Source organism: Nocardiopsis changdeensis (assembly GCF_018316655.1).
Taxonomy (GTDB): Bacteria; Actinomycetota; Actinomycetes; order Streptosporangiales; family Streptosporangiaceae; genus Nocardiopsis; species Nocardiopsis changdeensis.
The window spans coordinates 6,625,296-6,651,117 of sequence record NZ_CP074133.1; the positions used below are offsets into that span (position 1 = coordinate 6,625,296).

Below are 25,822 nucleotides of genomic sequence, written 5' to 3' on the forward strand. Positions count from 1 at the left end.
ACCAAAGCGATTTGCCCACTCCGGGGAAAGCGTCCCGACCTGCGGCGACGCCGTCCGTACGGGCTGTTCAGCGGTCCCGTCCGCCGTCGTCGGACTCCTCGTCGGCGTCCGGCGAGGGCTCGCCCACCGGCCGGTCCGGGTCGGCCTCGATGTGGCGTTCGACCTGGGCCGACGTCAGCCCGAGCCCGCCCAGGTCGATGTCGTCGCGGGCCTGCAGCCGCCCGGTCTCGGAGTCGAAGTACAGCACCGAGGCCTGGTACGGGGTCGGCCGCCCCCGGCCGTGATCAAGGCCACGCAGCCCGGCGCCGCCGGTGGAGCCCTGGACGAGGAACCGGGTGCCCTCGTCGGAGACCCGGGTGGAGCGCAGGTGGTCGCCGCCGGTGAGCACCAGCGGGACGACCCCGTCGAACGCCTCCGCCTGCGTCTGCGTGTGCAGGAGGGCGAGGTCGACCTCCTCCCGGCTCCCGATGACCTCCGCCGCCTGCTCCTCGCCGAGCGCGGCCACGCCTTCGGCCGTCGGGTTGAGCCGGGTCGCGTCGGGCGTGTAGCGGGGGTCCCCCGCCCCGTACAGGGTGAGCCCGCCGACCTCGCGGATCTCCCCGTCCAGCACCACGGCGTTGGGCTGGGCCGCCACCGCGCGCTGGGTGCCCATGGAGTCGTGCTGCCCGCGCACCCACACGTAGGGGACGTCGAGTTCGCCGATCTCGTCGGCGAACACGTCCTCGGCGGCGCTGCCCCGGTCGGTGAGGTCGCCGGAGTCCACGATGAAGTCGACGGCGTACTGCTCCCGCAGGGTGCGGATGATGCTCCACGACGCCGGGTTGAGCTGGATGTCGGACACGTGCAGCACCCGGATGACCGTCTCGTCCTCCTCGTACACCGGCAGGCCCGAGGTCGCCTCGTAGATCATCGCGACGTTGCCGACCAGCCCGGCGAGCTGCTCCTGGTACTCGTTGAACCGGCCCACGACCTCCTCGGCGCTGCCGACGACCTGGGGGGCGCCCGCGATCAGGCCGGTGTAGCGGGGCTCGGCGATGGCGCTCGGGTTGAAGGTGTACCCGGCGGCCGCCCCGGAGCCGGCCAGGACCGCCAGGCAGACCCCGGACCCGGCCAGCGCCCGCCACGCGTTGCGGAACAGCAGCAGGCCCATGACGGCCGCGCCCAGCGCCGCGGCGAGGATCGACCGGACCACCAGGGCGATGACCCCCTCGCGCAGGTCGGAGCCGATCCCGGCGGCCATCCGGTTGATGGCGTCGGGGTCGGCGAACATCTCCTGGGCCGCGGAGAGCCGGATGTCGGAGATGGTCGCCTCCAGCCGCAGCGGCGCGCTGTGGGTGTCGAAGGCGAGCTGCCCCAGGGGCGCCACGTTGACGACGGTCTCGCCCCGCCACTGGGGGCTGAGGCTCAGGGTGACGTCCGCGGGTCCGATCGGGGTGACGACCTGGCCGGCCAGCGCCAGGCCGAGCCATCCGCCGACCAGGCCCGCGACGACGACGCAGCTCCAGCGCCAGGCCCGGCCGGCCCGTATCCGGGACAGGGCCTCGCGGAGGCGCCGGGCGGCGCCGCGGAAGTCGTACGCGCGGATCGCTTCCCAAGACAACACCCCCCCATCATGCCGCTGACGGGGACCGTTCCCAACGTTTCCTCCCGACCAGAGTGTTATGTCGATCCCGCCCCCGGACGCGGGGTCGGCGGGGCGGCGCCCGGGCGGCACAATGGCGGTTGTGGTGGAACTGACGCGCAGGGAGTTCGAGGAACTGGTCGCCGACGCGCTGGACCAGATCCCGCCGGAGCTGGCGGGCCTCATGGACAACGTGGTGATCACCGTCCAGGACGAGTCGCCCGACGGGCTGCTCGGCCTCTACGAGGGAATTCCGCTGACCGAGCGGGGGGATTCCTACTTCGGCGTGCTGCCGGACCAGATCTTCATCTACCGGCTCGGCATCTGCGCGATCTGCGAGACCAGGGAGGACGTCGTCGAAGAAGTCCTGATCACGGTCGTCCACGAGATCGCGCACCATTTCGGTATTGACGACGAACGCCTGCACGAGCTGGGCTGGGGCTGATCGGGATCGCCCTGATGGGCGCTGCGAGACCGACCGAAACCCCCGCCCCCCAAGGGGACCGGGTACCACTCCGAGCGCTCTCCGTACACGGATCCGCGGCCGCGGACCGCCGGCTCGCACCCCCGGATCGCCTGTCCTTTCGGCGTTTCCACAGCGAGCGGCGGAAACGGCTCCGAGTACCGATGGGGACCAAGGCCCCGTGATCCGACGATCCACTACCCCCAGCAACGAATCAGACACGAATTCCTTGCAACGCCTTGCGAGGAAGCTCACGTTCCGGGACGGTTGGTCATTGGGACACGACACAGCGTGATTTCAACCCTGTAACAGTAAGGGAGTGCCGGATGGCCAATCCGCGCCTCGACAAGACACCTGACGACGAGGGCCACGAGCCCCCGTCTTCCCCCCAGAAGGACGCTTGGCGCAGCAGCTATCGCGAGGTCATGGCGCTCCGGGAGTTCCGTGCCATCTGGTCGGCCCACACCATCGCCACCATCGGCACCAACCTCCTCAACATCGCGGCGAGCATCCTCGTCTACCAGATCACCGGCTCGCCCCTGGCCGCGGGTTTCACCATCGCCCTCGGCTTCCTCCCCCCGCTCATCGCCGGGCCGTTCCTCTCCGGGCTGGCCGACCTCTTCCCGCGCCGCCGGGTGATGGTGGTCTGCGACCTCCTGCGCGCCGTGCTCATCGTCTCCATCGGCATCCCGGGACTGCCGCTGTGGGCGGTATGGCTGCTGCTGTTCTGCTCGGTGCTGCCCGCGCTCCCCTTCGCCGCCGCCCGCGCCGCCATGCTGTCCGAGATCATCCAGGGCGAGCGCTACGTCGCCAGCACGGCGATCATCCAGCTCACCGCCCAGGTCGGGATCCTGGTGGGCTTCATGGCCGGGGGCTTCACCTCGGGCCTGTTCGGACCGCACGCCACCGTGATGTGCAACGGGGCGCTGTTCGTCGTGACCGCGCTCATCGTGCGGTTCGGGGTCAAGGCGCGGCCCGCCCCCGAGCGCACGGAGAAGGAGGAGGGCGGCGGTTTCGCGACGGTGGTCGCCGGCGGGGCCAGGCTGGTCTTCGGCGACCCCCGGCTGCGCACGCTGGCCCTGATGGCCTGGCTGGCCGGGCTCTACATGGTCCCCTACGGGTTGGCGACCCCGCTGGCGGCCGAGGCGGGCGGCGGTGAGACCGCGGCCGGCGTCGTGATGGCGGGGACGTCGATCGGCGCCCTCGTGGGCGGCCTGGTGCTGACCCGCCTGGTGCCGCCGGTGACCCGGCTCCGGCTGCTGGGCCCGCTGGCCGTGCTGGCGTCGGTGCCCCTGCTGGTGTGGCTGTTCGACCCGCCGCTGTGGCTCATGGTGGTCGCGCTGGCGGCGTCCGGCGCCACCGCCTCCTACCAGTTCGTGGCCAACGCCGCGTTCGTGCTGTGCGTCCCGCCGGACGGCCGGGCGCGGGCCTTCGGCCTGGTCGCCGCGGGCCTACAGGTCTCCCAGGGACTGGGCATCCTGGCGGGCGGCTTCTTCGCGGAGTTCTTCGGCACCGGAACGGTCGTGGTCGGCGCGGGCGTGCTGGGCATCGTGTTCGCGCTGCTGCTGGCCCTGCCCTGGTCGCGGATGAGCGACGAGGTCACGCGCAGGATGCAGGAGACCGAGGCCCCGGCCTGACCAGGGGTCCGGACCCGCGCTCCGCGGCCGTCCGCAGCACCGCCGCGGGGCGCCGGTCCCCGGCCCGGGGGCGTCCCTAGGACCGGGGCCGGCGGCCCGCGGCGTCGGCGCGGCACTCGCCGGGGTTCTCGCGCTCCTCCTCGGCCTCGTGGTCGGGCCGCTGGGCCCGGAGGTCGCGTCGTTCCCAACCCGGATGTGCTCGCAGGCTCCACATCAGTTCTGTCCCGGCTTTCCCTGGAAGTTTCGGATGATCTGTTCGAGCAGCGAGTGCTGCTCGCCCTCGGCCGGCATGATCAGCAGCGCGAGGATGTACACGAAGACGCCGCTGAAGCCGAGCACGGTGAGGACGACGAAAACGAGGCGGACGATGTTGGCGTCGATGCCGAGGTAGTCGGCGATACCGCCGCACACGCCGGCCAGGAAGCGGTTGTCGTTGCTGCGCCGGAAGCGCTTGCCCTGGAGTTTCTCGTTCATATCCTCAGCCTGCCCGCCCGCGGTGCCGCTGCCCATCGGGGAGAGCCCTGGAGCGTCCCTGACATCCCCCCGACGCCCCTGACGGGGCCCGGGGACACCCCGGCGGGGTGCCCGGCCATGAGACGCGGCCGGCGCGCCCGCCGTTCCCCCCGGACCGGTGAGTCATGGAGCACACTACGGGCCGGGTACGACGAACGGCGGCCGCCGTAGCCCCGCTCAGCGGCGGCCGTAGACCTCGCCCAGGACGCTGAACGAGTCGCGGACCCGGGCGCGGATGCCCTCGGCGTCCTCCTCCTCGGAGTAGTGCAGCCGGCGCATGGTGTGCCGCATGACGGCCATCGCGGTCACGGCGGCCAGTTGGGCCCGCTCCGACTCGGGGGGCTCGCCCAGGCGCCCGGCGATCGCCCGCGCCAGCACCTGCTCCATGTCGTGGAACCTGGCCAGCACGCCGGGGACGAGCTGGGGCTCGCGGTCCATCAGCCGCTTGCGCAGCCCCATCTCCTCCCGCTGGGCGGGGAGGTCGTCGACGTCGAGGAGGAACGCGATGAGCAGCCCGACGAGGTCGTCGGTGAAGTCCCCGGTGGGGCCGCCCGAGGCGAACTCCCGGGCGGCGCCCTCGTCGACCTCCCGGGGCAGCTCGCCCAGGAGGGCCTCCTCCTTCGTCCCGAAGTAGTTGAAGAAGGTCCGGGTGGAGACCCCGACGTCGGCGGCGATCTCCTCCACCGTGACGTTCTCGAGGCCGTGTTCGAGTGTGAGCCGCACGGCGGCCTCCCGGAGGGCGCGCCGTGTGGCCGCCTTCTTGCGCTCGCGCAGCCCCATCCGCTCCTCCTCCCTCCGTTCCCCGGTCACCTGTCGCGCTCCTCTCCCGAACCCGGCGCCCACCGTGCGGCCCGGCGGACCGCGTGTCCGGTCAGCGTCCGACGAACCGCTCGGGGCGGACGCGGACGACGACACGCCTCTCCTCGTCACTGTGCCAGGGATACGGGGTGCCGAGGTACTTGTGGGCCATCCGGTCGATGAAGGACTTGTCCGGGTCCTCGTCCACCCGGTCGACCACTCCGCGCACCTCCACGTACATGTAGGGGTTGTCGGGGTCGAGGACGGAGACCGCCACCCGGCCGTCCCGGGCGAGGTTCCTGAGCTTCTGCCGGGTGGTGGTCTGGCTGAAGCTCAGGTACTCCCCGTCCCAGTCGACCCACACCGGACTGACCTGCGGCTCACCGTCCGGTCCCAGGGTGGCCACGTGCCCGAAGGCGGGCTTGCGCAGGATCTCCTGCTGGTGCTCGGCGAACTCCATGGGGTGCTCCTCCTTCTCGTCCGCGGCCGCCGTCCGGCCGCTGCCTGCGAGTACACCAGTGCCCCGGGGAGGGATCGCGGAACGCCACGGGGCGGCCGGGGAACCGGCCGCCGTCCGGACGCGGTCCCGGGGCCCGCTCGGCCGACCTTCGTCGGCGACGATCGTCGGGGGCCGCGCCGGCGACCGCCTCCCCGGGGCCGATGCGCCGCCCCCGCACCCGCTCGTAGTGTCATCGCGGGACCGCCGCCGGGGCCGGTCCGGCGCGACCCGAGGGGACGTCCATGACCTGGCCGGAGGCCCTGCTCCTGGGGGCGATCGCCCTGCTGCTGCCCACCCTGTGCCTGCCGGAACGGGTCCGCCGGCCTGCGGTCGTCTCGGGGATGTCCCTGGTGGCGGCCTGCGCCGCGGCCGGGGTCCTGGCCGGGCCCCGCTGGCAGTGGCTCCCGATCGCGGCGGGCGCGCTCGCCGCCCTCCTCCTGGGGGCCCTGCGCCTGCGGGGGCCGCGGCCGGGGCGCCGCCCGGCCCTGCGGGCCGCCGCGTCGGCGCTGGTCCTGGCGTCCTGTCTGGGTGCGGCGGGGGCGGGCGGACTGGCCGCCTGGGCGGTCCCGGTCCCGGCCTTCCCCGAGCCCTCCGGGCCGCACCCGGTCGGCGCGGTCACCGTGCAGTGGGAGGACCCCGGCCGGGAGGAGACCTGGACCGACGACCCGCGGGACCACCGGGTGGTCGTGGCCCGGGTCTGGTACCCGGCCGCCCCGGACGGCGCCGGGGACCGCGCGCCATCGACCTACCTGGGGCGCGACGCCGCCGAGGCGGAGACCGTGGCCGAGGGGCTGGCCGCGGGGTTCGGCCTGCCGGGGTTCGTGTTCTCCGACGCGGCCGCCGCCCGCGCCCGCGCGGTCACCGGTGCCGCGCCCGCCGCGGGCCCGCACCCGGTGGTGCTCTTCTCCCCGGGGCTGGGCGGCGTCCGCACCCAGAACACGGTGTGGGCGGAGGGCCTGGCCTCCCACGGCTACGTGGTGGCGGCCCTGGACCACCCCTACGACTCGGCGGTGGTGGTCCTCGACGACGGCACCGAGGTGCGCGGAGCGGTGGAGGCCACCGGGGACCCGGCACAGGACGACCGGCTGGCCCGGGGGTGGGCGGACATCCGCGCCGCCGACCTGGACCTGGCACTGGTCCGGCTGCTGGAGGCGGACGGCGGCCCGCTGGCCGGGCTGGCCGACCCCGGCCGGGTGGCCGTGGCGGGGCACTCCCTGGGCGGGGCGGCCGCCCTGCTGGCGGCCGAGGACGACCCGCGCTACCACGCGGTCGTGAACCTGGACGGCCTGCCGCGGCTGTCCGCCGACGCCTCCCTCCCGCAGCCGCTGCTGGCCCTGGTGGCCGCGTCCGGGACCGGCGGCGCGGAGGGCGACGCCCGCTACGCCCGGGAGCTGGACGCGGCCTTCGCGGCCTCCGCCGGACCCGGGTACGAGCTCACCGTGCCGGGAACGGCGCACCTGGGGTTCAGCGACTCCCCGTTCCTGCTGCCACCCCTGCCCTCCCTGGTGGGGTCGCTGGGGCGGGAGGAGACGGCCCGGATCACCGAGGCGGCCTGCCTGGCCTTCCTGGACTCGGCCCTGAACGGCGGCGGCGCCGACGTCGCCGACACGCTGTCCGGCCTGGGCCGGCTCACCCCGAAGCCGTAGCCCGTCCCGCCAGGGCGGGGAGCGGGGGCGGCGCCTGCCCGTACACCTCGGCGAGCAGGGCGACCGCGGCGAAGGCGGCGGGGTGCGGGTCGTGCGGCCGCCAGATCGCCCGGACCGGGATGGCCGGGGCGTCGCGCACCGGCCGGAACACGACCCCGTCGCGGCGGTACTGGGCGACCGTGCCCTCGGCGGTGATGCCGACGCAGCGGCCGGTGGCGATCTCGGCCAGCCAGTCGTCGATGTCCTGGATGTGCTCCAGCGCTGGCCGCCGGTCGGCGGGCCACAGGTGGGCGGTGGTGGTGCCGGTGCGGCGGTCGACGAGGACGCGCCGGTCGGCGATCTCCGCGAGGCGCACGGAGCGCCGCCGGGCCCAGGGGTCGTCGGAGGCCATGGCGCAGACACGGCGTTCGTGCCCCACGACCGCGCCGTCGAACCGGCGCCCGTCCACGGCCGCGCGCACCACGGCCAGGTCGCAGGCGCCCTCGGCCAGCCCCGCGGTGGGGGTGTTGGTGCGGACCAGGTGCAGTTCCACGTCGGGGTGGCGTTCGGCCCACAGCCGCTGGAACCTGCGGGTGTGCCGCCCGACCGCCGACCAGGCGTGGCCCAGGCGCAGCCGGCGGTGGCCGCTGGTGGCCTCGGTGACCAGGTCGTCGACCTCGGCCAGGACGGTCCTGGCGCGGGCCAGCACCCTCCGCCCGGCGGCGGTGGGCGTGACCTCGCGGCTGGTGCGGTGCAGCAGCCGGGTGCCCAGCGCCCGTTCCAGGGCGGCCAGGCCCCGGGACACCGCGGCCTGGGAGACGCCCAGGCGGAGGGCGGCGTCGGTGAAGGTCCCGGTGTCGGCGATGGCGACCAGGCAGCGCAGGTGGCGCAGCTCGACATCCATACGCTCAGCGTATGCGAGGGGCGTCGCATGCATTTTGCGCATGCGCGGCCGGGCCGCATGATCCGGGCATGGAGACGTCGACGGAGGTGCGCCCGGCGGGCGCGGGAGGGGACGGCCGCGGGCGCCTGGCCGGCGTGGCGGTGATGCTGGGCGGCGGGGTGTCCAACCAGGTGGGTGCCTCGCTGGGGGCGCTGGCCTTCCCGGTGATCGGCCCGGCCGGGGTGGTGGCGGTGCGCCAGTGGGTGGCGGCCGCGGTGCTGTTCGCTGTGGGCCGCCCCCGGCTCCGGGCGCTGACCCGGGACCAGTGGCGGCCGGTCGTCGCGATGGGCCTGGTCTTCGGGTGCATGAACCTGTCGCTGTACTCGGCGGTCGACCGGATCGGGCTGGGGCTGGCGGTGACCCTGGAGTTCCTGGGCCCGCTCGCGGTAGCCCTGGCCTCCTCGCGCCGGTGGACGGACCTGGTGTGCGCGCTGGCCGCCGGGGGCGCGGTGGCCGTGCTGATGCGTCCGCAGCCCAGCGGCGACCACCTGGGGGTCGTACTGGCGCTGGCGGCCGCGGCCTGCTGGGCGGCGTACATCCTGCTCAACCGCACCGTCGGGCGGAGGGTGCCGGGGATCGAGGGGTCGGCGGCCGCGGCGGGGGTCTCCGCGCTGGCCTTCCTGCCGGTCGGGGTGTGGGTGCTGTGGCACCAGCCGCCGACGTGGGCGGCGCTGGGGTGCGCGGTGGCGGCGGGCCTGCTGTCCTCCACGGTGCCGTTCCTGGGCGACCTGTACGCGCTGAGGCGGGTGCCCGCCCGGTTCTTCGGCCTGTTCATGAGCGTGCACCCGGTGATGGCGGCACTGGCCGGACTCGTGGTCCTGGGCCAGCAATTGGCCTGGCCGGACTGGGCGGCCATCGCCGCGGTGGTGGCGGCCAACGCGGTGAGCGCGACCGTCGGCCGTCCCGGGGACCACCGGTGACCGGCGTCCCCGAAGGCCGTGGAACGGGTCACCCGTCCCCCTCCGGACTGGACGCGACATACACCCGGGGGTATGTTGGGCGGCGAGAGGGGATGAGCATGGACCTCAAACCGGAGATGCTCGGAGACGCCCTGACCCGCCTGCGGCGGGCCCAGGGCCAGCTCAACGCCGTGATCACGATGATCGAGAACGGCGAGGACTGCACCGAGACACTGCAACAGCTGGCCGCGGTCTCCCGAGCCCTGGACCGGGCCGGCTTCAAGATCGTGGCCACGGGCCTGCGGCACTGCAACGCGGCCCGTGAGCGCGGCGAGGAGCCGCCCATGAGCGAGGCCGAGCTGGAGAAGCTCTTCCTGGCCCTGGCCTGACGGACCCGCCCACGCGGGCGGGTCCGCCGGTCCGGCGTGCCCGCGTCCCCGAACCGGGGCACGGGCATGCCCTCCGCATACCCCCGGGGGTTCCCGGTCGACGCACACGCGCGTCCTCCGCATACCCCCCGGAGTACCTTTCACCCCGCGTGCGCCGGAGGACGGGGAACGGCCCCGTTCCTGCGCACCCCGGGGAGACGTCCGCCTCCCGGATACCCCCGGGAGTACCCGACCTCCCCGGACACCGACGACGAGGAGACACATGACCGACCGCACCATCGCCGTGCACAGCGTCCGCAGCCTGGTCGAGACCGACCCCGACACCCTGCTCGTGGACGTGCGCACCCCCGCCGAGTACGAGGGCTCGCACATCCCCGGCGCGATCAACCTGCCGCTCCAGCGCGTGGACGCGCACCTGGAGCGCATCGTCACCGACGCCGGCGGCCGCCTGGTCCTCGTCTGTCAGTCCGGGCATCGGGCCCGGCAGTGCCAGGACAAGCTGGTCGCCGCCGGACTGGCGGACACCGTCGTCATGGAGGGCGGCATGAACGCCTGGGAGGCCCAGGGCGCGCCGGTCGTGCGCGGACGGGCCCGCTGGGCCCTGGAGCGCCAGGTCCGCCTGGTCGCCGGAAGCACCGTGCTGGCCTCCGTGCTCGCCTCCCTGCTGTGGCCGCCCGCGGTGGCGGTCGCCGGGGTCATCGGGGCCGGCCTGACCTTCGCCGCCGTCACCGACACCTGCGCCATGGGCATGGCCCTGACCCGGCTGCCCTACAACCGGCCCCGCAACCGGATCGACATCGAGGACTCGCTCACGCGGCTCGGCGCCCGCGGCTGACGGCCCGCCCCTTCCACCCGGAGCGCTTCCGGACCACCGGGGCCGCACCGGCTCCACCGCATACCCCCCGGAGTACCCGGGGAGCGAACCGCACCACACCCAGGAGGAACCATGCTGCTGGAACGCATCTACGACGAAGACCTGGCCCAGGCGGGCTACCTCATCGGCTGCCAGGCGACGGGTGAGGCGGTCGTGGTCGACGCCCGCCGCGACATCGGCGTGTACCTCGACCTCGCCCGGTCCCACGGGATGAGGATCGTCGCCGTCACCGAGACCCACATCCACGCCGACTACCTCTCCGGCACCCGCGAACTCGCGGCGGCGACCGGCGCCACCGTCCACGTCTCCGGGGAGGGCGGCCCGGACTGGCAGTACGGCTTCGAGGCCGAGCGCCTCCACGACGGGGACGCCGTCACCGTCGGCAACATCACGGTCAGGGCCCGCCACACGCCCGGACACACACCGGAGCACCTGTCGTTCCTGGTCACCGACGGGGCGTTCAGCGACGATCCCGGCTACCTGCTCTCCGGCGACTTCGTCTTCGCCGGGGACCTGGGCCGACCCGACCTGCTGGACGAGGCCGCCGACGGGGTGGACACCCGGTTCGAGGGCGCGCGCCTGCTGTACGCGAGCCTGCGCGACGTCTTCCTGGCCCTGCCCGACCACGTCCAGGTCCACCCCGGGCACGGCTCCGGCAGCGCCTGCGGCAAGGCCCTGGGCGCCCTGCCGTCCACCACCGTCGGGTACGAGCGCCTCAACGCCTGGTGGGCGCCCTACCTCCGCGACGGGGACGAGGAGGGGTTCGTCGCGGAGCTCCTCGACGGGCAGCCCGACGCGCACGCCTACTTCGCCCGGATGAAGCGGCAGAACAGGCAGGGCCCGCGGGTCCTCGGCCCGCTCGACCCGCCGCGGGAGCTGGACAACGGGGAGATCGCCGCGGCCCTGAGCGCGGGCGGGGCGGTCCTCGTGGACACCCGGTCGCACACCGAGGTGCACCGGGGCACCGTCGCCGGGGCGCTCAACATCCCCGGTCCGGCCAAGGCCGCCACCTACGGCGCCTGGGCGTACGACCCCGAGGCCGAGGACCTGCCGCTGGTCCTCCTGGCCCCCGACGCGGACACCGCCCGGGACGTGCGCGACCACCTGCTGCGGGTCGGCATCGACCGCGTCGGCGGCTACACCACCACCCTGGAGGGCCTGCCCGCGGCGGTGCCCCCGGTCGTCGCCCCGGCGGACCTGGAGGACGCGGGGGCGGCGCTCCTCCTGGACGTGCGCGACCGGGCCGAGCACGCCGCCGGGCACATCCCGGGCTCGCGGCGGCTCAGCGCCGGACGGGTCCTGTGGCACCTGGACGAGCTGCCGGACGAGGGCACCATCGTGACCTACTGCCAGGCGGGCGTGCGCAACTCCGTGGCGGCCTCGGCCCTGCGCCGCGCCGGATACGACGTGGTCGAACTCGACGGGAGCTACGCGGGCTGGGCGGCCTGGGCGCGCGGAGGCGCCGCGGCGGCCGGAACGGCGGCCTGACCATCGCGACCCCGTCCGGGCGGGGCCGCCCCGGCGGCCCCGGTCCCGGCCACGGAAGGAGTGAAGTGTGGAGTTCCCGGTGATCCTCGTCGTCGGCCTCACCGCGGTGGTGGGCCTCACGCTCGGGCTGCTCGGCGGCGGGGGGTCCATCCTGATGGTCCCGCTGCTGGCCTACGTCGCGGGCCTGCCGCCCAAGGAGGCCATCGCGGTCTCGCTGGTCGTGGTCGGCGCCACCTCGCTGGTCGGCGCGTTCGCCCACGCCCGCCGCGGCAACGTCCGCTGGCGGACCGGGCTGCTCTTCGGCGCCGCGGGCATGGGGGGCGCCTTCCTCGGCGGCCTGGCGGGCGGGCACGTACCCGGCACCGTCCTGATGGTGGCCTTCGCGCTCATGATGGTCGCCACCGCCGCAGCCATGCTGCGGGGCAGGGGGTCCCCCGCCGGGGGCGGGGAGCGGCGCGGGGAGCCGCCGCTGTGGCGGATCCTCGCCGACGGCCTGGCCGTCGGCGCCGTGACCGGCCTGGTCGGAGCCGGGGGCGGCTTCCTCGTGGTGCCCGCCCTGGCGCTGCTCGGCGGCCTGCCCATGCCGGTCGCGGTGGGGACCTCCCTGCTCGTGATCGCCATGAAGTCCTTCGCGGGGCTCACCGGCTACCTGGCCTCGGTGAGCCCGGACTGGGCGCTGGTCGCCGCCGTCACCGCCGCGGCCGTGGCGGGGTCGCTGGTCGGCACGCGCCTGGCCTCCCGGGTGCCCGAAGCCGCGCTGCGCCGGGGCTTCGGGGTCTTCGTCCTGGTGATGGGCGTCCTCGTGCTGGCCATGGAGCTGCCCGCGCCGTTCGGCGCCGTCCTCGCCGCCACGGCGGCCGCCGTGGCCGCCCTGGGCGCGGTCTGCCGCCTGCTCGGGGAGTACTGCCCCCTCGCGCCCCTGCGGGCGGGCGCGTGAGGGAGCCCCCGGACGGCTCCGGAGAACACGTCGGGCCCCGCCGTACGGCGGGGCCCGACGCTCGCGGACACGGGGTCAGAGCAGGAAGAGCCCGATCACCCAGATGGTCGCGAAGGCCGCGGTGCCCTCGATGGCGGTCGCCACGCTGAGGGTCCGGTAGGCGGTCGCCACCGGGATCCGGCTCAGCTGGGAGACGACCCAGAAGTAGGAGTCGTTGGCGTGCGAGACGACCATCGCTCCGGCACCGGTCGCCAGCACGCTCAGGATCATCCCCTCCGGGGAGTCGAGGCCGAGCGAGCCCAGCATCGGCGCGATCAGGGCCGAGGTGCTGACGATCGACACCGTGGACGAGCCCTGCGCGGTCTTGAGCGCGGCGGCGATGATGAACGGCACCGCCAGGCCCAGGCCCAGGCCGCTGAGGTTGTCCGACAGGAAGCCGGTCAGCGGCGAGGCGGCCAGCACGCCGCCGAAGGCGGCGCCGGCGCCGGTGATGAGCAGGATCGGGGCCGAGACCCGGATCGACTCCTGGACGTGGTCGTTGAAGCGCTCCAGCTTGCCGTGCCCGCGCAGCAGCAGCGCGGCGACGGCCAGGCCGATGATGAGGGCGATGACCGGGGTGCCCAGGAAGCCGAGGACGTCGAAGGCGGCCCCCTCGCCGAGCGGGCGGCTCGGCAGCTTGACGATCGAGGAGGTGCAGATCAGCGCCAGCGGCACCACGATCGGCAGGAACGAGACGAAGGCGCCGGGCAGCCGGCCGTAGCTCTCGCGCAGCTCCTCGTAGGACTGCCGGGTGAGGTCGTCGTCGTTCTCCGCGGGCAGCGGCGTGAACTCCTTGCGGGAGAACGTGCTCGCGAAGACCAGGCCGGCGACGGCGGCGACGGCGGCCACCGGCAGGCCCAGGGCGATGATCATGCCCAGGTTGTCGGAGACGCCGAGGTTCTCGGCGGCGGCCAGCGGGCCCGGGGTCGGCGGGACCAGGGTGTGCGTGGCGTACAGGCCGGTCATCAGCGCGATCGAGGTGGCCAGGGTGGACACGCCGGTGCGCAGGGTCACGGCCTTGCGCAGCGAGTTGAGGATGACGTAGCCGGAGTCGCAGAACACCGGGATGGAGACGATGTAGCCGATCAGGGACATCGTCAGGTTCGGGAAGCGGGTGCCGAGCACCTTGATCAGCGCCTCGGCCATCGCGATCGCGGCGCCGGAGCGCTCCAGGATCACGCCGATCATGGTGCCGAACAGGATCACCAGGCCGATGTTGCCCAGGGTGTTGCCGAAGGCGGTCGTCACGGTGGTGACGACCTCGCCCATCGGGATGCGGTAGGCGAAGGCCCCGATGAGGGCGGCGCCGATGAGCGCGAGGAAGGGGCTGACCTTCCAGCGCGCGGTGACGAGCACGATGGCCGCCACCAGGACGAGGAGGATGAGCAACGAGGTCACGGTCGGTGTTCCTTAGGCGTGCGGGGATGCGAAGTGGTGGGCGAGGAGCCGGCAGCAGTTGGAGGTCGTCCACTCGATGTCGGCGAGGACCTCCTCGCTCATCCGTTCCAGGGTGCGGGGGCCCCGGGCGGTGGAGAAGGCGGCGGTGACGCCCGACCGCCGGAGTTCCTCGGGGGTGACCGAGACGTCTCCGGCGATGACCACGACGGGGCGTCCCGCCGGGGCGAGGCGGCGGACGGCGTCGACGACCTTGCCGCCCAGGGACTGGCCGTCGAACCGGCCCTCCCCCGTCAGGACGAGGTCGGCGGCGGCCATGAGGCGTTCGGCGTCCAGGACGTCGGCGACCATGCGGGACCCGGGGACGACCTCGGCGCCCAACAGCGCCGTGAGCGGGGCGGGCAGGCCGCCCGCCGCCCCCAGGCCGGGGCGGTCGCGGACGTCCTCGCCGGTGGCCTGCGCGAGGACCTCGGCCAGGCGGTCCAGCCCGGCGTCCAGAACGCGCACGTCGTCGGGGCCGGCGCCCTTCTGCGGCCCGAAGACCGCGGCGGCCCCCCGGTCGCCGACGAGGGGGTTGGTGACGTCGCAGGCGATGCGCCAGCGTACGGCCCGGGCGCGCGGATCGAGCCCGGAGGTGTCCAAACGGTCCAGTTCGGTGAGGCTCCCGCCCCCGTCGGGGAGTTCCCGCCCGTCCCGGTCCAGCAGGCGCGCGCCGAGCGCGCGGAGCAGGCCGGTGCCGCCGTCGGTGGTGGCCGACCCCCCGATGCACAGGAGGATCTCCTCGACCCCGGCGTCCAGCAGAGCCGTGACCAGGGGGCCGATGCCCCGGGTGGTGGCGGTCAGCGGGCGCAGGGGCACGTCGGAGACCAGGGGCAGGCCGTTGGCCTCGGCCGCCTCGATGACCCCGGTCCGGCCGTCCGGGGACAGGCCGTAGCGGGCCCGTACCGGTCGGCCGAGGGCGTCGGTGGTGTCCACCGTGAGCGCCTCGGCGCCCCAGGCTCCCAGGAGCGCGTCGAGGGTCCCCTCTCCCCCGTCCGCGAACGGGAGGGTGTGGACGGTCGCCTCGATGCCCGCGGCGCCGAAGGCGTCGCGGACGCCCCTCTCCATGGCCGCCGCCACGTCCACGGCCCGGGCGCTGCCCTTGAAGGAGTCCGGGACGATGGCGACACGGACGGGAAAGTCCTGGTCATGTACCTGCAACGCGTTGGACATGTCGGAGAGCCTAAGAAGAAACCCCGTGCGATTCGACGTCGTCTCGCCCAGACTTCCTGTGACTTCTTGTTCAGTCTGTGTGCGAAACGCACAAGGCTTCACGCGCGTAGAGAGCCATCTGCAACGCGGCCAGGTGGTCGGCGCGGCGGATGTCCGCCCCCGTGGTCGCGCGGATCCGCTCCACCCGCTGGAGCAGCGTGTTGCGGTGGACGTACACCGAGTCCGCCGCCGCCTGCATGGAGGTGGTCGTCGCCACCGCCAGCAGGGTGCGCCGCTGCGCCTCGCTCAGCACCGACGCGCGCCCGGCCAGGTGCTCCAGGCTGCGCCGGGGCAGGTGGGCCACGGCCACGGCGATGTCGCGCGACCACGGCTCGGTGTCCCCCAGGACCGGGATGAGCCCGGCGTAGCGGCACAGCGCCCGCGACTCCTCGGCGTGGGCCAGCAGCGCCTCGACGTCGTCGGTGGGCTCGGTGGCGGTGTGCCGGACGCCGGCGGGCAGGGGGAGGTCGGGCGCCGCCCCCGAGCCCACCAGCCACAGGGCGCCGTGCAGCACGGCCGACCGGTGGCCGAGATCGGTGTTGAGCCGGGCCACGGCGGTGTCGGCCAGCGGCGGCGGGGCCGCGGCCGCGTCCGGCCGGGGCGTCCCGGCCGTCCACAGCGCCAGCGACCAGGGCGGGGCCAGCCCCGCGGCGGCCAGCCGGGCCCGGGCCGACTCCGCGGAGGCGGTGCCCGAGGCCAGGGCGGCGATGAGGTCGCGGGCCTCGGTGTGGCGACGGGTGGCGGCGTCCTGCTCGTCCTCCTGCGCGATGAGCAGCTGCACGGTCAGCGCCACCACACGGGCGAGCGGGGCGACCTCCCGGGGGTCGCCGGTGATGCCCACGGCGCCGCGCAGCTCGCCGTCGATGACCAGCGGCTCGTTGGCACCGGGCCGGTCGGAGGTGCCGGGTTCGGGCGAGGTGATGAGGACGGGCCGGCCCTCGGCGATGACCCGCTGGGCGCCCCGGTGCAGGGTGCCGAGGCGTTCGGGGTCCAGGCAGGCGATGATCGTGCCGTGCTCGTCCATCACGTTGATGTTGTGGCTGATCGTCGGTGCGATGAGATCGACCACCCGCTGGGCGAGTTCCCCGCTCAACGGCGTCCGGCCGGCGTTTTCTGCCATGGCCACCAGGATAGGGAGCCCCGGGACCGGGTCCCGCCCCCCGCGCCGGGGTCCCTACGCTGGCGGGATGGAGTCCACCGGGTGCGGCCACCTGACGGCCCGACTGCCCTCCCCGCTGGAGGAGGTCCGCGACCCCCGGCTGCACGGGGTGCGGCTGCTGCTCAAGCGTGAGGACCTCATCCACCCCGAGGTGCCCGGCAACAAGTGGCGCAAGCTCCACCGCAACCTGGTGCGGGCGCACGAAGCCGGGGCCACGACCCTGCTGACCTTCGGCGGCGCCTACTCCAACCACATCCGGGCGGTGGCCGCCGCCGGCCGGGCCTGCGGGTTCGCGACCGTCGGGGTGATCCGCGGGGAGGAGCACCGGCCGCTCAACCCCGTGCTGGAGTACGCGGCGGCCCAGGGGATGCGGCTGGTCCACCTGGACCGGGCGACCTACCGGGACAAGCACACGCCCGGGGTGATCGCGGGGCTGCGCGAGCGGTTCGGTGACTTCCACCTGCTGCCCGAGGGCGGCAGCAACGCCGAGGCGGTGCTGGGCTGCGTGCCCGTCGCCGCGGAGATCGACACCGGCTTCGACGTGCTGTGCTGCGCCTGCGGCACCGGGGGCACCCTCGCCGGGGTCGCCGCCGGGCTGGGCCCGGGGCGGCGGGCGCTGGGGTTCTCGGTGCTGAAGGGCGGGGGCTTCCTCGCCGACGAGGTGCGGCGGCTCCAGCGGGAGGCGGGGGTGTCCGGCGGGAACTGGGAGATCGAGACCGGCTACCACTTCGGCGGGTACGCCCGGTGTCCGGACGGGCTGCGGGCGTTCATCGACGACTTCCGGGACCGGCACGGGCTGGAGCCGGAGCGGGTCTACGTGGCCAAGATGCTCGCCGGGATCTACGACCTGGCCGCCCGCGGCCGCCTGCGCCCGGGGACCACGGTGGTCGCCCTGGTGACCGGTCCCGCGGAGTTCCGGGCTCAGGCCCCGCCGGTCCAGCCCCCGCGGTTGGAGTAGGACTCGTAGGAGTACCGGGTCCGGCGCTGCCACTCCTCGCCGGTGAAGTCCTCGTAGGCGCGGTCCGGTACGTAGAGCAGCGGTTCGGCCCAGATCGGCTCCTCGGCGTAGGGGACGAAGAGCACCGGGTCGGCCGGCACCCCCTCGTAGGCCGCGCGGCCGTCGGCGACGACCGCCGCGCGGGTGTACAGGAACACGTCGGAGGACAGGTCCTCCCCGTACTCGCGCCGGTCCAGCCGGTACAGGGCCTCGGAGAGCCGCTCGGCGAAGCCGGTGATCATGAACACCGGGCCGCGCGACAGCAGCCCGACGAGGTGGTCGGCCAGGTGGTCGGGGTCCGGACCGGGGGCGGCGGCGCGGCCCTCGTCGATCAGCCGCCAGAAGGTGTCCTCGGTCATGGCCCCGATCCTGCCGGAGGGTTCCGACAGGCCCCGGGGACCGGAGGGCCGGCGGAGGGCGTCGGCGGGCCGGAGGGCGCCCGCGGGCTCACCCCTGTGCGCCGCCCTTGCGCGCGTACGCCTCGCCGTCGCCGTCGCGGTCCAGGGTGTACCCGATCCACTCGCCCACGCGGCGCCGCCAGTCCTCGCGGTCGGCGTCCTCGTGGCGGGCGTGGAACCAGCGGGGCTCGGCCCGGCCCGCCGCGTACTCCGCCAGCATCCCGTCGGCCGCGAACGCCACCGCCACGCCCTCCTCGGCGGTGGACAGCAGCAGGTCCAGGTCGACGGTGCCGTCGGTGTAGCGCAGCGCCCGGTGGAAGCGCGCCCGCCCGGGGTCGCCGGGCAGTCCGCCCCGGGCCGCGTGCCCGCCGCGCCGCTCGAACCCGGCGCTCTCCATCCCCTCCAGCAGGCGCTCGTGCAGCGGCAGCGGGTGGACGTGCACCGGGTCCAGGTCGCCCTCGTCGAGGGCGTCGTCTATGACGACGTCGGTGCGCAGGCCCAACTCGACCCCGGCCAGGTCGGTCCCGTCCAGGCGGGTCGGCGGCGCGGCCCAGGGGACCCGGTAGGCGAACGGCACGACCAGCCGCCGCTCCGCGTCCAGGGTCATCGCGCCCATGAGGGGCACCCGGGCGAACTCCGACTCCTCGCCGTCGCCGAAGCGGGCGACGAGGACGTGCGCCACCTCGGCGATCTCCCAGTCCAGCTCGCCCCCGGTCAGCTCCAGGCGCCCCTGGAGCAGCTCGCCGGGCCGCCGGTGCGGGTCGTCCAGCACGGTGTCCACCTTGGGACATCCGGTCCCGAGTACCGAGAGGAGGTACCTGAAGACCATGACGCGTCCTTCCCGGAGAGCGGCGGAGGCCGCCTCGCGGCCCGGAACCCGGCTCCCTCGCAAGGGTCAACGAGGCCGTACCCGCGGCGGGTTCCCGAACGGCCCGGACCGGCCGCGGCCCGTGCGGTCCGTGGGGTCGGCGCGGCCGGTGCGGACCGCGCGGCCGGTGCGGTCCGCGGGGCCGGTGCGGTCCGCGGGGCCGGTGCGGTCGGTGTGGACCGTGCGGCCCATGGGGTCGGTGCGGACCGCGCGGCCCGTGGGGCCGGTGCGGACCACGCGAGCTGTGGGGTCGGTGCGGCAGGCGCTGCCCGTACGGCCGGTGCGGCCCGTGGGGTCGGTGTGGTCCGTGGGGTCGGTGCGGCCCGGGCGGACCGTGTGGCCGGTCCGGGGCCGGTCACGCGGCGGCCGCGGACTCCCGGAGCCGGTCCCGCCGAGCCCCGAGGACGACCAGCAGGCCCGCCACGGCGCCCAGGAAGTAGGGCGACGGCACGAGCAGGACACCGCCGGCGACACACCACGCCGCGGTCCCCCAGCCCACCCACGAGGGGACGGGCACCCCGCGTCCGACCAGGTGCCGGATCAAGGCCCCCAACAGGACCAGGGGGACGGAGAAGCTCCCCGGACCGGCCCAGAAGGTGAGCGAGTTCTGCAGCTGCGCCGCCGTCGGCTCCGCGCCGCCCCCGAGGTCGAGCGGGACGGCCGCCCACAGGCCCCGTTCCGCCCAGGCCGCGATGACGGCGCCGTCGACGAACGCCAGCAGGGCCAGGTGTCCGACGCCCAGCACGATCATGATGCCGCTCCCCCAGAGCAGCGGCGCCCTCCCGGTCCGCGCGTTCCGTCCCGCCTCCGGTGCCGTGTCCATGCCCTGCTCCGTTCGCTCCGCCGTGTCCTGTTCCGCCCGCCCGCTCATGCCGGCCCTCCGTTCCGCTCGGCCCAGGCCCGCTCCCAGCCGCGGGTCAGCGCCGGGTAGACGATGAGGTGCCGGAAGGGCGCGATGGCCGCCATGTACAGCCGCCCGAACCGGCCGTTGGGTTTGACGAGGACGGCCATCAGCAGCTCGTGGTCGCCGTCGGCCCCGCGCGCCCAGCCCAGGTGCATCAGGGTGTGCACGGTCCGGTTCGCCAGCTCGCGGACGGCCTCGGTGTCGGTCTCGTAGACCGCCTTCAGGGGCATGTCGTCCCGGTCCTCCCCCCGAGGCGCGGCGAGCAGGTCGGCGGGGAGGCGGTCGCGCAGCGAGGGGACCCGCCCGCCCACGCCCGACCCCGGGTCGTCCCAGCCCAGGAGCCCGCCGAGCCGCCACCGGACGGCGAACAGGAACCGCGCCGCCGAGGGCATCCGGCCGATCCCGCCGGACGAGCGGATCGCCTCCACCGCGGCGCGGAAGTCGCCGGGGCCCGCTCCGGGGGTGCGGAACGCCCACACGTCCTCGACCTCGAAGTCCGGGGCCAGCTCGTGGATACGCCAGGGGTGTGCGGTGTGGTCGGAGATCGTACGCCGGGCCATGGCGGCCCCCCGTTCTATACGCAGCCGTATATCTCTTTTGTACGGTACCGTACACATCATGAGCACGACATCCCGGGGGTGGTGAGAAGGTGCCGCCCACCGCCCGCACCCCGCGCGGCCGCTGGATCGAAGCAGGACTCGACGCCCTCGCCCGGGGCGGCCCGGACGCGGTCCGGGTCGAGGCCCTGGCCGCCGGGCTCGGCGTGACCAAGGGCGGGTTCTACGGGTACTTCGACGGTCGGCCCGCCCTGCTCGCCGAACTCCTCGACGAGTGGGAGCGCCGCTGCACCGGCGACGTCCTGGCCCGCGTCGAGGCCGAGGGCGGGAGCCCCGCCGAGAAGATCCGCCGCGCCGGGCTGCTGACCTTCACCGACGAGCTGCACCGGATCGACCTCGCCGTCCGGGAGTGGGCCCGCCAGGACCCGGCGGTCGCCGAGCGGCTGCGCCGGGTCGACAACGTCAGGATGGACTTCCTGCGCACCATGTTCGCGGGGTTCATCGACGACCCGGACGAGGTCGAGGCGCGCTGCACCCTGGCGTTCGCGCTGGCGATCGGCCGCCACTTCATCGCCGTGGACCACCCGGGCCGCACCCACCGCGAGGCGATCGTGCTCGCCGGGGACCACCTCCTGCGCCCCTGAGCCGTTTCGTCGCCGCCCCGGAGTAGCCTCCCCCCATGGTGGAGACCCCTGTCCTGGACTGGCTGCTCGACTCCGACCCGAGTCTGCGCTGGCGCGTGGAGCGCGACCTCGCGCGCGCCCCGGAGGAGGTGTGGCGGGCCACCCGCGCCCGGGTCCCGCACGAGGGCTTCGGCGCGGCGCTGCTCGCCCGCCAGGACCCCGACGGCCTGTGGGCGGGCGGCGCCTACTTCCCCGCGGACGCCTCCCGGGACGAACCCGGCCAGCCCTGGACGGCCACCACCTGGTCGCTCAACGCCCTGCGCGAATGGGGCGTGGAGCCCGGCGCGCTGCGGCCGGACACCGCGGGCCTGCTGGCGCGCAACGCCCGCTGGGAGTACGAGGGCCTTCCGTACTGGAGCGGCGAGGTCGACGCCTGCATCAACGCCTACACCCTGGCCAACGGCGCCTGGCTGGGCGCCGACGTGTCGGCGATCGCCGACTGGTTCCCCCGGCACCGGCTCGCCGACGGCGGCTGGAACTGCATGTGGGTGGAGGGGGCGACCCGCTCCTCGTTCCACTCCACGCTGAACTCCGTGCGGGGCATCCTCGACCACGAGGTCCGCACCGGCGGCACCGCCGCCCTGCGCGAGGCCCGGCACGCGGCTCAGGAGTACCTGCTCGAACGCGCCCTGTTCCGGCGGCTGTCCACCGGCGAGCCGCACCCGTGGGCGACGCACCTCGCCTACCCGTTCCGCTGGCACTACAGCGTGCTCAGGGCCGTCGACCACTTCCGCGCGGCGTCCCTGCACGAGGGCACCGCGCCCGACCCGCGGCTGGCCGAGGCGGTCGGGCTGATCCGCGCCGCCCGCGACGCCGACGGCACCTGGCACCAGCGGCAGCGGTACGAGGGCCGGGTGTGGTTCGAGGTGGACGCCCCGCCGGGCGAGCCGTCCAGGGGACTCACCTTCCACGCCCTGCGCGTCCTCGACTGGTGGGACACCGCACGGGAGTAGAGGACCGGACCTGACCTCTTCGCCTGCGAGGGTGGTCCCAGGCCGCGGGGGACGCGGCGTCCCGGCGCGGGCCGGGAGGGACGCACGGAGGTACACGCCATGACCGTTCTGGACGACCGGGCGCTCAACCGCGCCTCGCTCGCCCGGCAGGGCCTGCTCGAACCCTCCGACCGGTCGGCCCTGGACATGGTGTCCCACCTGTGCGGGCTCCAGGCCCAGGAGCCGCAGGAGCCGTTCGTCGGCCTGTGGTCCCGGCTGCGCGGGTTCGAGGCGCCGGCGCTGTCGGACCTGCTGGCCGGACGCCGCGTGGTGCGGCTCCCCCTCATGCGCCGCACCATCCACCTGATGGTCGCGGAGGACGTGCTGGCCTGGCGCTCCCGGTTCGACACCATGCTGCGCCAGAAGGTCACCGGGGTCTACCGCCGGGAACTCGACGGCGTGGACCTGGACGAGCTGGAGGCCGCCGGCCGGGCGGTGCTGGCCGACGGTGAGCCCCGCACCACGGCCGAACTCGTCGACGCGGTCATCGACCGCTGGCCCGGCGGGCACCGGCGGGCGCTGGGCGAGATGCTGGTCTCCGCGCTGATCCCGCTCGTGCAGACCCCGCCGCGCGGGCTATGGCGCACCAAGGGGGGAGTGCGGGTCGCGCTCCTGTCGGACTGGACCGGTCGCGAGCCCGCCCCCCACGACCCCGACGGCACCGACCCGGTCGGTCGGGAGCTCGTGCGGCGCTACCTCGCCGCCTACGGGCCCGCCACCTCCAGCGACCTGCGCGCGTGGTGCGGTGTGGCCGGGCTGCCCGCCGCGGTGGCCGCGGTCCGCGACGAGCTGGTGTCCTTCCGCGACGCGAACGGCCGCGAGCTGCTGGACCTGCCCGGCGCCCCGCTGCCCGACCCCGACACCACCGCGCCGGTGCGGTTCCTCCCCGCGTTCGACAACGCCGTCCTGGGCTACCAGTACCGCGGCCGGATCATCGACGACGAGCACCGCGGCCTGTCCGTGGCCGGCGAGCGCGTGGTGCTGGTGGACGGCCGGGTCACCGCGACCTGGACGAGCAGGGACGACACCGTGTCCGTCGCCCCGCTGCGCCCGCTCACCGCGGCGGAACGGGACGCCGTCGCCGAACAGGCCGAGGAGCTGTCGGCGTTCCTGTCCGACGGCGGGTCTCGCCGCGTGCGTATCGACGGCTGAGCCCCGGGGGGGGTAGGGCGGGGTGGGGTGGGGTGGGAGGGTCCCGGGTGGGATCGGGGTCTCGGAACGGGGGGAAGCCTCGGATCCGGGGGAGGTCTCAGGTCCGGGGAAGGGCTCGGTGCGAGGGGGTTCGCCGAGCCCTGTATTCGAGCGGGGCCTCGGGACGGGGGCCTCGGGTCCGGGTGGGACCGGGGCCTCAGGACCGGGGGAAGTACGCGTCCGTGAAGGCGTTGCGGAACTTCCCCTCCGGGTCGAACCGCTCCAGCAGCCCTGCGAAGTCCGCGGCCCGTTCGTAGGAGGCGGCGACGTCCGCCGGGGACAGGGTGCTGAGCTTGCCCCAGTGCGGTCGCGCCCCCAGGGGCGCCAGGCGCTCCTCCACCGCCGCCAGCACCGGGGCCACCGCCTCCGGCATCCGCCGCCAGGTGAAGTGGAACGCCACCGAGTCGCGGCCGTACGCCGGGCTGAGCCACAGGTCGTCGGCGCGCACCGTGCGCACCTCGGAGATGTGCAGCACCGGGGCGATCCGCTCCCCCAGGCCGCGCAGGGCGGCGAAGCCCTCGGCGGCCGCCGCCCGCGGCAGGTAGAACTCGGACTGCAGCTCCTCCCCCGCGCTCGGCGCGAACCCGGACCGGAAGTGCGGCAGCCGCTCGGACCAGGGGCCGACCGCGCCCAACTGCTCGGTGGCCGGCCCGGCGGGCATCCCCGGGACCGGGTGCTGCGGGGTGTCCGCGGGCCGCCCTCCCGCCCAGGAGCCCTCCGGGTCGCCCACGCGGTGCTTGAGCCAGACCCGGCCGACGCCCCCGCTCCAGTCGGTGAACAGGCTGACGCTGTACGCGGCGCCGAACACCGCGTCGAAGTCGGCGGCGGCCTCCGCGAGCGGCACGTCGAGGCGCACCCGCTGGGACACCTCGAAGGCCGGTTCGACCTCAAGGGTGAGCCGGGTGACGACGCCCAGCGCCCCCAGGGCCACCACCGCTCCCGGGAACACCTCCGGGTCGGTCTCCCGACCCAGCCGCACGGTCTCCCCGCCGGGCCCCAGGAGTTCGAGCCCGCGCACCGCGGCGGCCAGGCAGCGCAGCCGGTCCCCGGACCCGTGGGTGCCGGTGGCGCAGGACCCCGCCACCGAGATGTGCGGCAGCGAGGCCAGGTTGGCCAGGGCGAACCCCTGCCGGTGCAGCTCCGCGGCGAGTTCGGCGTAACGGGTTCCGGCGGAGACGGTGACGGTGGCGGCCCCCGGGTCCACGTCGATCTCCCGGGGTAGGCCGTCCAGGCACACCAGGTCGTGGTCGGAGTCGGCGACCCGGTTGAAGGAGTGGCCGCTGCCCAGCGCCCGGATCCGGGGGGTGTCGCGGACCAGGGCGCGCAAGGCGTCGGGGTCGGCGGGCCGGTGGATGCGGGAGCTGGCGTAGGTGAGGTTCCCGGCCCAGTTGCGGACCGGAGCGGGTGGGGTGGACGGGGCGGGCGGGGTGGGTGGGACGGGCGGGGTGGACATGGGCCCTCCTGGGGGTGCGGCGGGAGCCCACGCTACCGAACCGGGCCCTGTTCCGGGGGCCTCACCGCCTCCCATCCGCTTTTTCGATCGCTGGAATGAAAAAAGGATATTGGACGCGTCCGGAGGTTCCCCGGGATGCTGGTCACGGAAATTCGGAAAAGGAGAAAGGGAATCGGCGTGCAGGAGAAGAGGACCGTTCTGGTGACGGGCGCGACCGGCGGCCAGGGCGGCGCCGTCGCCCGCGCCCTGCTCGACCGCGGATGGGGCGTGCGCGCCCTGGTCCGCTCCCCGGAGGCCCCCGCGGCCCGGGCCCTGGCCGCGCTGGGCGCGGAGCCGGTCGTCGGCGACCTCGACGACCCGGGGTCGCTGCGCGCGGCGGCCCGGGGCGCGCACGGGGTCTTCAGCGTCCAGCCCTGCGACCTGGCCGACCCCGACCCGGCCACGGAGGTGCGCCGGGGCCGGAACGTCGCCGACGCGGCGGCCGCGGCGGGGGCCGCCCACCTGGTCTACACCTCGGCCGCGGCCGCCGGGCAGGGGTCGGGGGTGGCGCACTTCGAGAGCAAGGCGGAGATCGAGGCGTACGTGGAGTCCGCGGGGGTCCCGGCCACGGTGCTGCGCCCGGTGTACTTCATGGAGAACTGGCGGTACGCGCTGCCGCGGCCGGGCCACGGGGGCGGGGAGTCGGTGGGAGCTGGGGAGCGGGTGGTTGTCGGGGAGCAGGGGGAGCAGGTGGCCACCGGGAAGCGGGTGGGGGCCGGCTCGGCCGCCGGGGAGCGGGTGGAGACCGGCGAGCGGGTCGTGCCGGCCGCCCTGGACGCGGAAACCCCGCTCCAGCTGATCGCGCTCGCCGACATCGGGCGGATCGCCGCGGCGGTGTTCGGGGCACCCGCCGAGTTCGCCGGCCGCCGGATCGACATCGCCGGGGACGAGCTCCCGGTGCGGCGGATCGCCGAGCTGTTCGCCGCGGCCGACGGCGTTCCGACGCGCTTCGAGCGGCTGCCCGACGCCGAGTTGCGGGAGCGGAGCCCGGAGGTCGCCAAGATGTACGCGTGGATCAACGGCAAGGGGTTCCGGGCCGACCTCGCCGCACTGCGGGCCCGGCACCCGGGGCTGCTGACCCTGGAGGCGTGGCTGCGCACCCGCTGACGCCTGTGTGGGCTGTGGGCGCGGGTGCGGGCCGTGGGCGCGAGCGCGGGTGCGCTGACGGGGCCGGAAGGTGGGCCCGCCCGGCGGGACCGAACGGCAGGGC

General features: G+C 75.0%; 26 protein-coding genes. 13 read left to right on the forward strand and 13 right to left on the reverse strand.

Annotated elements, in window-relative coordinates:
• Positions 1–67: 67 nt before the first annotated feature.
• The gene (locus KGD84_RS29730; RefSeq protein WP_220565380.1) at positions 68–1,600 is read right to left on the reverse strand and encodes a metallophosphoesterase family protein; all 1,533 of its coding nucleotides are present in this window, start codon (positions 1,598–1,600) and stop codon (positions 68–70) included.
• 115 nt (positions 1,601–1,715) lie between these two features.
• On the opposite strand from KGD84_RS29730, the gene KGD84_RS29735 reads away from it, so the two are divergent.
• Entirely contained in the window at positions 1,716–2,066 is a 351-nt protein-coding gene (locus KGD84_RS29735) for a metallopeptidase family protein (RefSeq protein ID WP_220563625.1), read from the forward strand.
• 344 nt (positions 2,067–2,410) lie between these two features.
• The gene (locus tag KGD84_RS29740; protein WP_220563626.1) at positions 2,411–3,721 is read left to right on the forward strand and encodes an MFS transporter; all 1,311 of its coding nucleotides are present in this window, start codon (positions 2,411–2,413) and stop codon (positions 3,719–3,721) included.
• A gap of 213 nt (positions 3,722–3,934) precedes the next feature.
• On the opposite strand, the gene KGD84_RS29745 is transcribed toward KGD84_RS29740, so the two are convergent.
• From KGD84_RS29745 to KGD84_RS29755, 3 genes are all read right to left on the reverse strand, one after another.
• On the reverse strand, positions 3,935–4,195 hold the full coding sequence (locus tag KGD84_RS29745; protein WP_220563627.1) for a PspC domain-containing protein: 261 nt from the start codon (positions 4,193–4,195) through the stop codon (positions 3,935–3,937).
• Positions 4,196–4,411: 216 nt separating this feature from the next.
• Positions 4,412–5,014 (reverse strand): TetR/AcrR family transcriptional regulator, encoded by a 603-nt coding sequence (locus KGD84_RS29750; protein ID WP_220565381.1) that lies wholly within the window; start codon positions 5,012–5,014, stop codon positions 4,412–4,414.
• Positions 5,015–5,105: 91 nt separating this feature from the next.
• Positions 5,106–5,492 carry a PPOX class F420-dependent oxidoreductase gene (locus KGD84_RS29755; RefSeq protein WP_220563628.1) on the reverse strand — a complete coding sequence of 129 codons (387 nt, stop codon included), beginning with the start codon at positions 5,490–5,492 and terminating at the stop codon, positions 5,106–5,108.
• 281 nt (positions 5,493–5,773) lie between these two features.
• Between KGD84_RS29755 and KGD84_RS29760 the strand changes: the two genes are divergently transcribed.
• Positions 5,774–7,177, forward strand: a complete 1,404-nt coding sequence (locus tag KGD84_RS29760; protein ID WP_255646870.1) for an alpha/beta hydrolase family protein — start codon at positions 5,774–5,776, stop codon at positions 7,175–7,177.
• On the opposite strand, the gene KGD84_RS29765 is transcribed toward KGD84_RS29760, so the two are convergent.
• Positions 7,161–8,060, reverse strand: coding sequence for a LysR family transcriptional regulator (locus KGD84_RS29765; protein WP_220563629.1), 900 nt, complete (start codon positions 8,058–8,060; stop codon positions 7,161–7,163). The two genes, KGD84_RS29760 and KGD84_RS29765, sit on opposite strands and share 17 nt — an antisense overlap.
• A gap of 68 nt (positions 8,061–8,128) precedes the next feature.
• On the opposite strand from KGD84_RS29765, the gene KGD84_RS29770 reads away from it, so the two are divergent.
• The 5 genes from KGD84_RS29770 (at position 8,129) to KGD84_RS29790 (ending at position 12,686) form a co-directional block, all read left to right on the forward strand.
• Positions 8,129–9,019: an EamA family transporter gene (locus KGD84_RS29770; RefSeq protein WP_220563630.1), complete on the forward strand. Its 891-nt coding sequence runs from the start codon at positions 8,129–8,131 to the stop codon at positions 9,017–9,019.
• A gap of 98 nt (positions 9,020–9,117) precedes the next feature.
• Positions 9,118–9,387, forward strand: coding sequence for a metal-sensitive transcriptional regulator (locus KGD84_RS29775; protein ID WP_220563631.1), 270 nt, complete (start codon positions 9,118–9,120; stop codon positions 9,385–9,387).
• A gap of 262 nt (positions 9,388–9,649) precedes the next feature.
• The gene (locus KGD84_RS29780) at positions 9,650–10,222 is read left to right on the forward strand and encodes a rhodanese-like domain-containing protein (protein ID WP_220563632.1); all 573 of its coding nucleotides are present in this window, start codon (positions 9,650–9,652) and stop codon (positions 10,220–10,222) included.
• 111 nt (positions 10,223–10,333) lie between these two features.
• Positions 10,334–11,749, forward strand: a complete 1,416-nt coding sequence (locus tag KGD84_RS29785) for an MBL fold metallo-hydrolase (RefSeq protein ID WP_220563633.1) — start codon at positions 10,334–10,336, stop codon at positions 11,747–11,749.
• Positions 11,750–11,816: 67 nt separating this feature from the next.
• Positions 11,817–12,686 carry a sulfite exporter TauE/SafE family protein gene (locus KGD84_RS29790; RefSeq protein WP_220563634.1) on the forward strand — a complete coding sequence of 290 codons (870 nt, stop codon included), beginning with the start codon at positions 11,817–11,819 and terminating at the stop codon, positions 12,684–12,686.
• A gap of 75 nt (positions 12,687–12,761) precedes the next feature.
• Here KGD84_RS29790 and KGD84_RS29795 read toward each other — a convergent pair whose 3' ends face one another.
• From KGD84_RS29795 to KGD84_RS29805, 3 genes are all read right to left on the reverse strand, one after another.
• Positions 12,762–14,123 carry a GntP family permease gene (locus KGD84_RS29795; protein ID WP_220563635.1) on the reverse strand — a complete coding sequence of 454 codons (1,362 nt, stop codon included), beginning with the start codon at positions 14,121–14,123 and terminating at the stop codon, positions 12,762–12,764.
• Between the two features lie 12 nt (positions 14,124–14,135).
• Positions 14,136–15,332 carry a glycerate kinase gene (locus tag KGD84_RS29800; protein ID WP_220563636.1) on the reverse strand — a complete coding sequence of 399 codons (1,197 nt, stop codon included), beginning with the start codon at positions 15,330–15,332 and terminating at the stop codon, positions 14,136–14,138.
• Positions 15,333–15,402: 70 nt separating this feature from the next.
• Entirely contained in the window at positions 15,403–16,491 is a 1,089-nt protein-coding gene (locus KGD84_RS29805; protein ID WP_220563637.1) for a sugar diacid recognition domain-containing protein, read from the reverse strand.
• Positions 16,492–16,558: 67 nt separating this feature from the next.
• Between KGD84_RS29805 and KGD84_RS29810 the strand changes: the two genes are divergently transcribed.
• Positions 16,559–17,488 carry a 1-aminocyclopropane-1-carboxylate deaminase/D-cysteine desulfhydrase gene (locus tag KGD84_RS29810; RefSeq protein WP_220563638.1) on the forward strand — a complete coding sequence of 310 codons (930 nt, stop codon included), beginning with the start codon at positions 16,559–16,561 and terminating at the stop codon, positions 17,486–17,488.
• Here the strand turns inward: KGD84_RS29810 and KGD84_RS29815 are convergent.
• The 4 genes from KGD84_RS29815 to KGD84_RS29830 form a co-directional block, all read right to left on the reverse strand.
• Complete coding sequence (locus KGD84_RS29815; protein WP_220563639.1) at positions 17,452–17,886, reverse strand: DUF4240 domain-containing protein; 435 nt, start codon at positions 17,884–17,886, stop codon at positions 17,452–17,454. The genes KGD84_RS29810 and KGD84_RS29815 overlap by 37 nt on opposite strands.
• Positions 17,887–17,974: 88 nt before the next feature.
• The gene (locus KGD84_RS29820) at positions 17,975–18,754 is read right to left on the reverse strand and encodes a sporulation protein (protein WP_220563640.1); all 780 of its coding nucleotides are present in this window, start codon (positions 18,752–18,754) and stop codon (positions 17,975–17,977) included.
• Positions 18,755–19,148: 394 nt separating this feature from the next.
• A complete protein-coding gene (locus KGD84_RS29825) occupies positions 19,149–19,616 on the reverse strand; it encodes a DUF6463 family protein (RefSeq protein ID WP_220563641.1) in 468 nt (155 codons plus the stop codon).
• 44 nt (positions 19,617–19,660) lie between these two features.
• A complete protein-coding gene (locus KGD84_RS29830) occupies positions 19,661–20,257 on the reverse strand; it encodes a DUF2867 domain-containing protein (protein WP_220563642.1) in 597 nt (198 codons plus the stop codon).
• 89 nt (positions 20,258–20,346) lie between these two features.
• Between KGD84_RS29830 and KGD84_RS29835 the strand changes: the two genes are divergently transcribed.
• The 3 genes from KGD84_RS29835 to KGD84_RS29845 all read left to right on the forward strand — a co-directional run bounded on the left by KGD84_RS29835 (position 20,347) and on the right by KGD84_RS29845 (position 23,081).
• Complete coding sequence (locus KGD84_RS29835) at positions 20,347–20,898, forward strand: TetR/AcrR family transcriptional regulator (protein WP_220563643.1); 552 nt, start codon at positions 20,347–20,349, stop codon at positions 20,896–20,898.
• A 35-nt stretch (positions 20,899–20,933) separates the two neighbouring features.
• Entirely contained in the window at positions 20,934–21,890 is a 957-nt protein-coding gene (locus KGD84_RS29840) for a hypothetical protein (RefSeq protein WP_220563644.1), read from the forward strand.
• A 99-nt stretch (positions 21,891–21,989) separates the two neighbouring features.
• A complete protein-coding gene (locus KGD84_RS29845) occupies positions 21,990–23,081 on the forward strand; it encodes a winged helix DNA-binding domain-containing protein (RefSeq protein WP_220563645.1) in 1,092 nt (363 codons plus the stop codon).
• Between the two features lie 196 nt (positions 23,082–23,277).
• On the opposite strand, the gene KGD84_RS29850 is transcribed toward KGD84_RS29845, so the two are convergent.
• On the reverse strand, positions 23,278–24,573 hold the full coding sequence (locus KGD84_RS29850; RefSeq protein WP_220563646.1) for a D-arabinono-1,4-lactone oxidase: 1,296 nt from the start codon (positions 24,571–24,573) through the stop codon (positions 23,278–23,280).
• Positions 24,574–24,750: 177 nt separating this feature from the next.
• Here KGD84_RS29850 and KGD84_RS29855 point away from each other — a divergent pair, with 177 nt between their 5' ends.
• Entirely contained in the window at positions 24,751–25,719 is a 969-nt protein-coding gene (locus KGD84_RS29855; RefSeq protein WP_220563647.1) for an NmrA family NAD(P)-binding protein, read from the forward strand.
• Positions 25,720–25,822 lie beyond the last annotated feature (103 nt).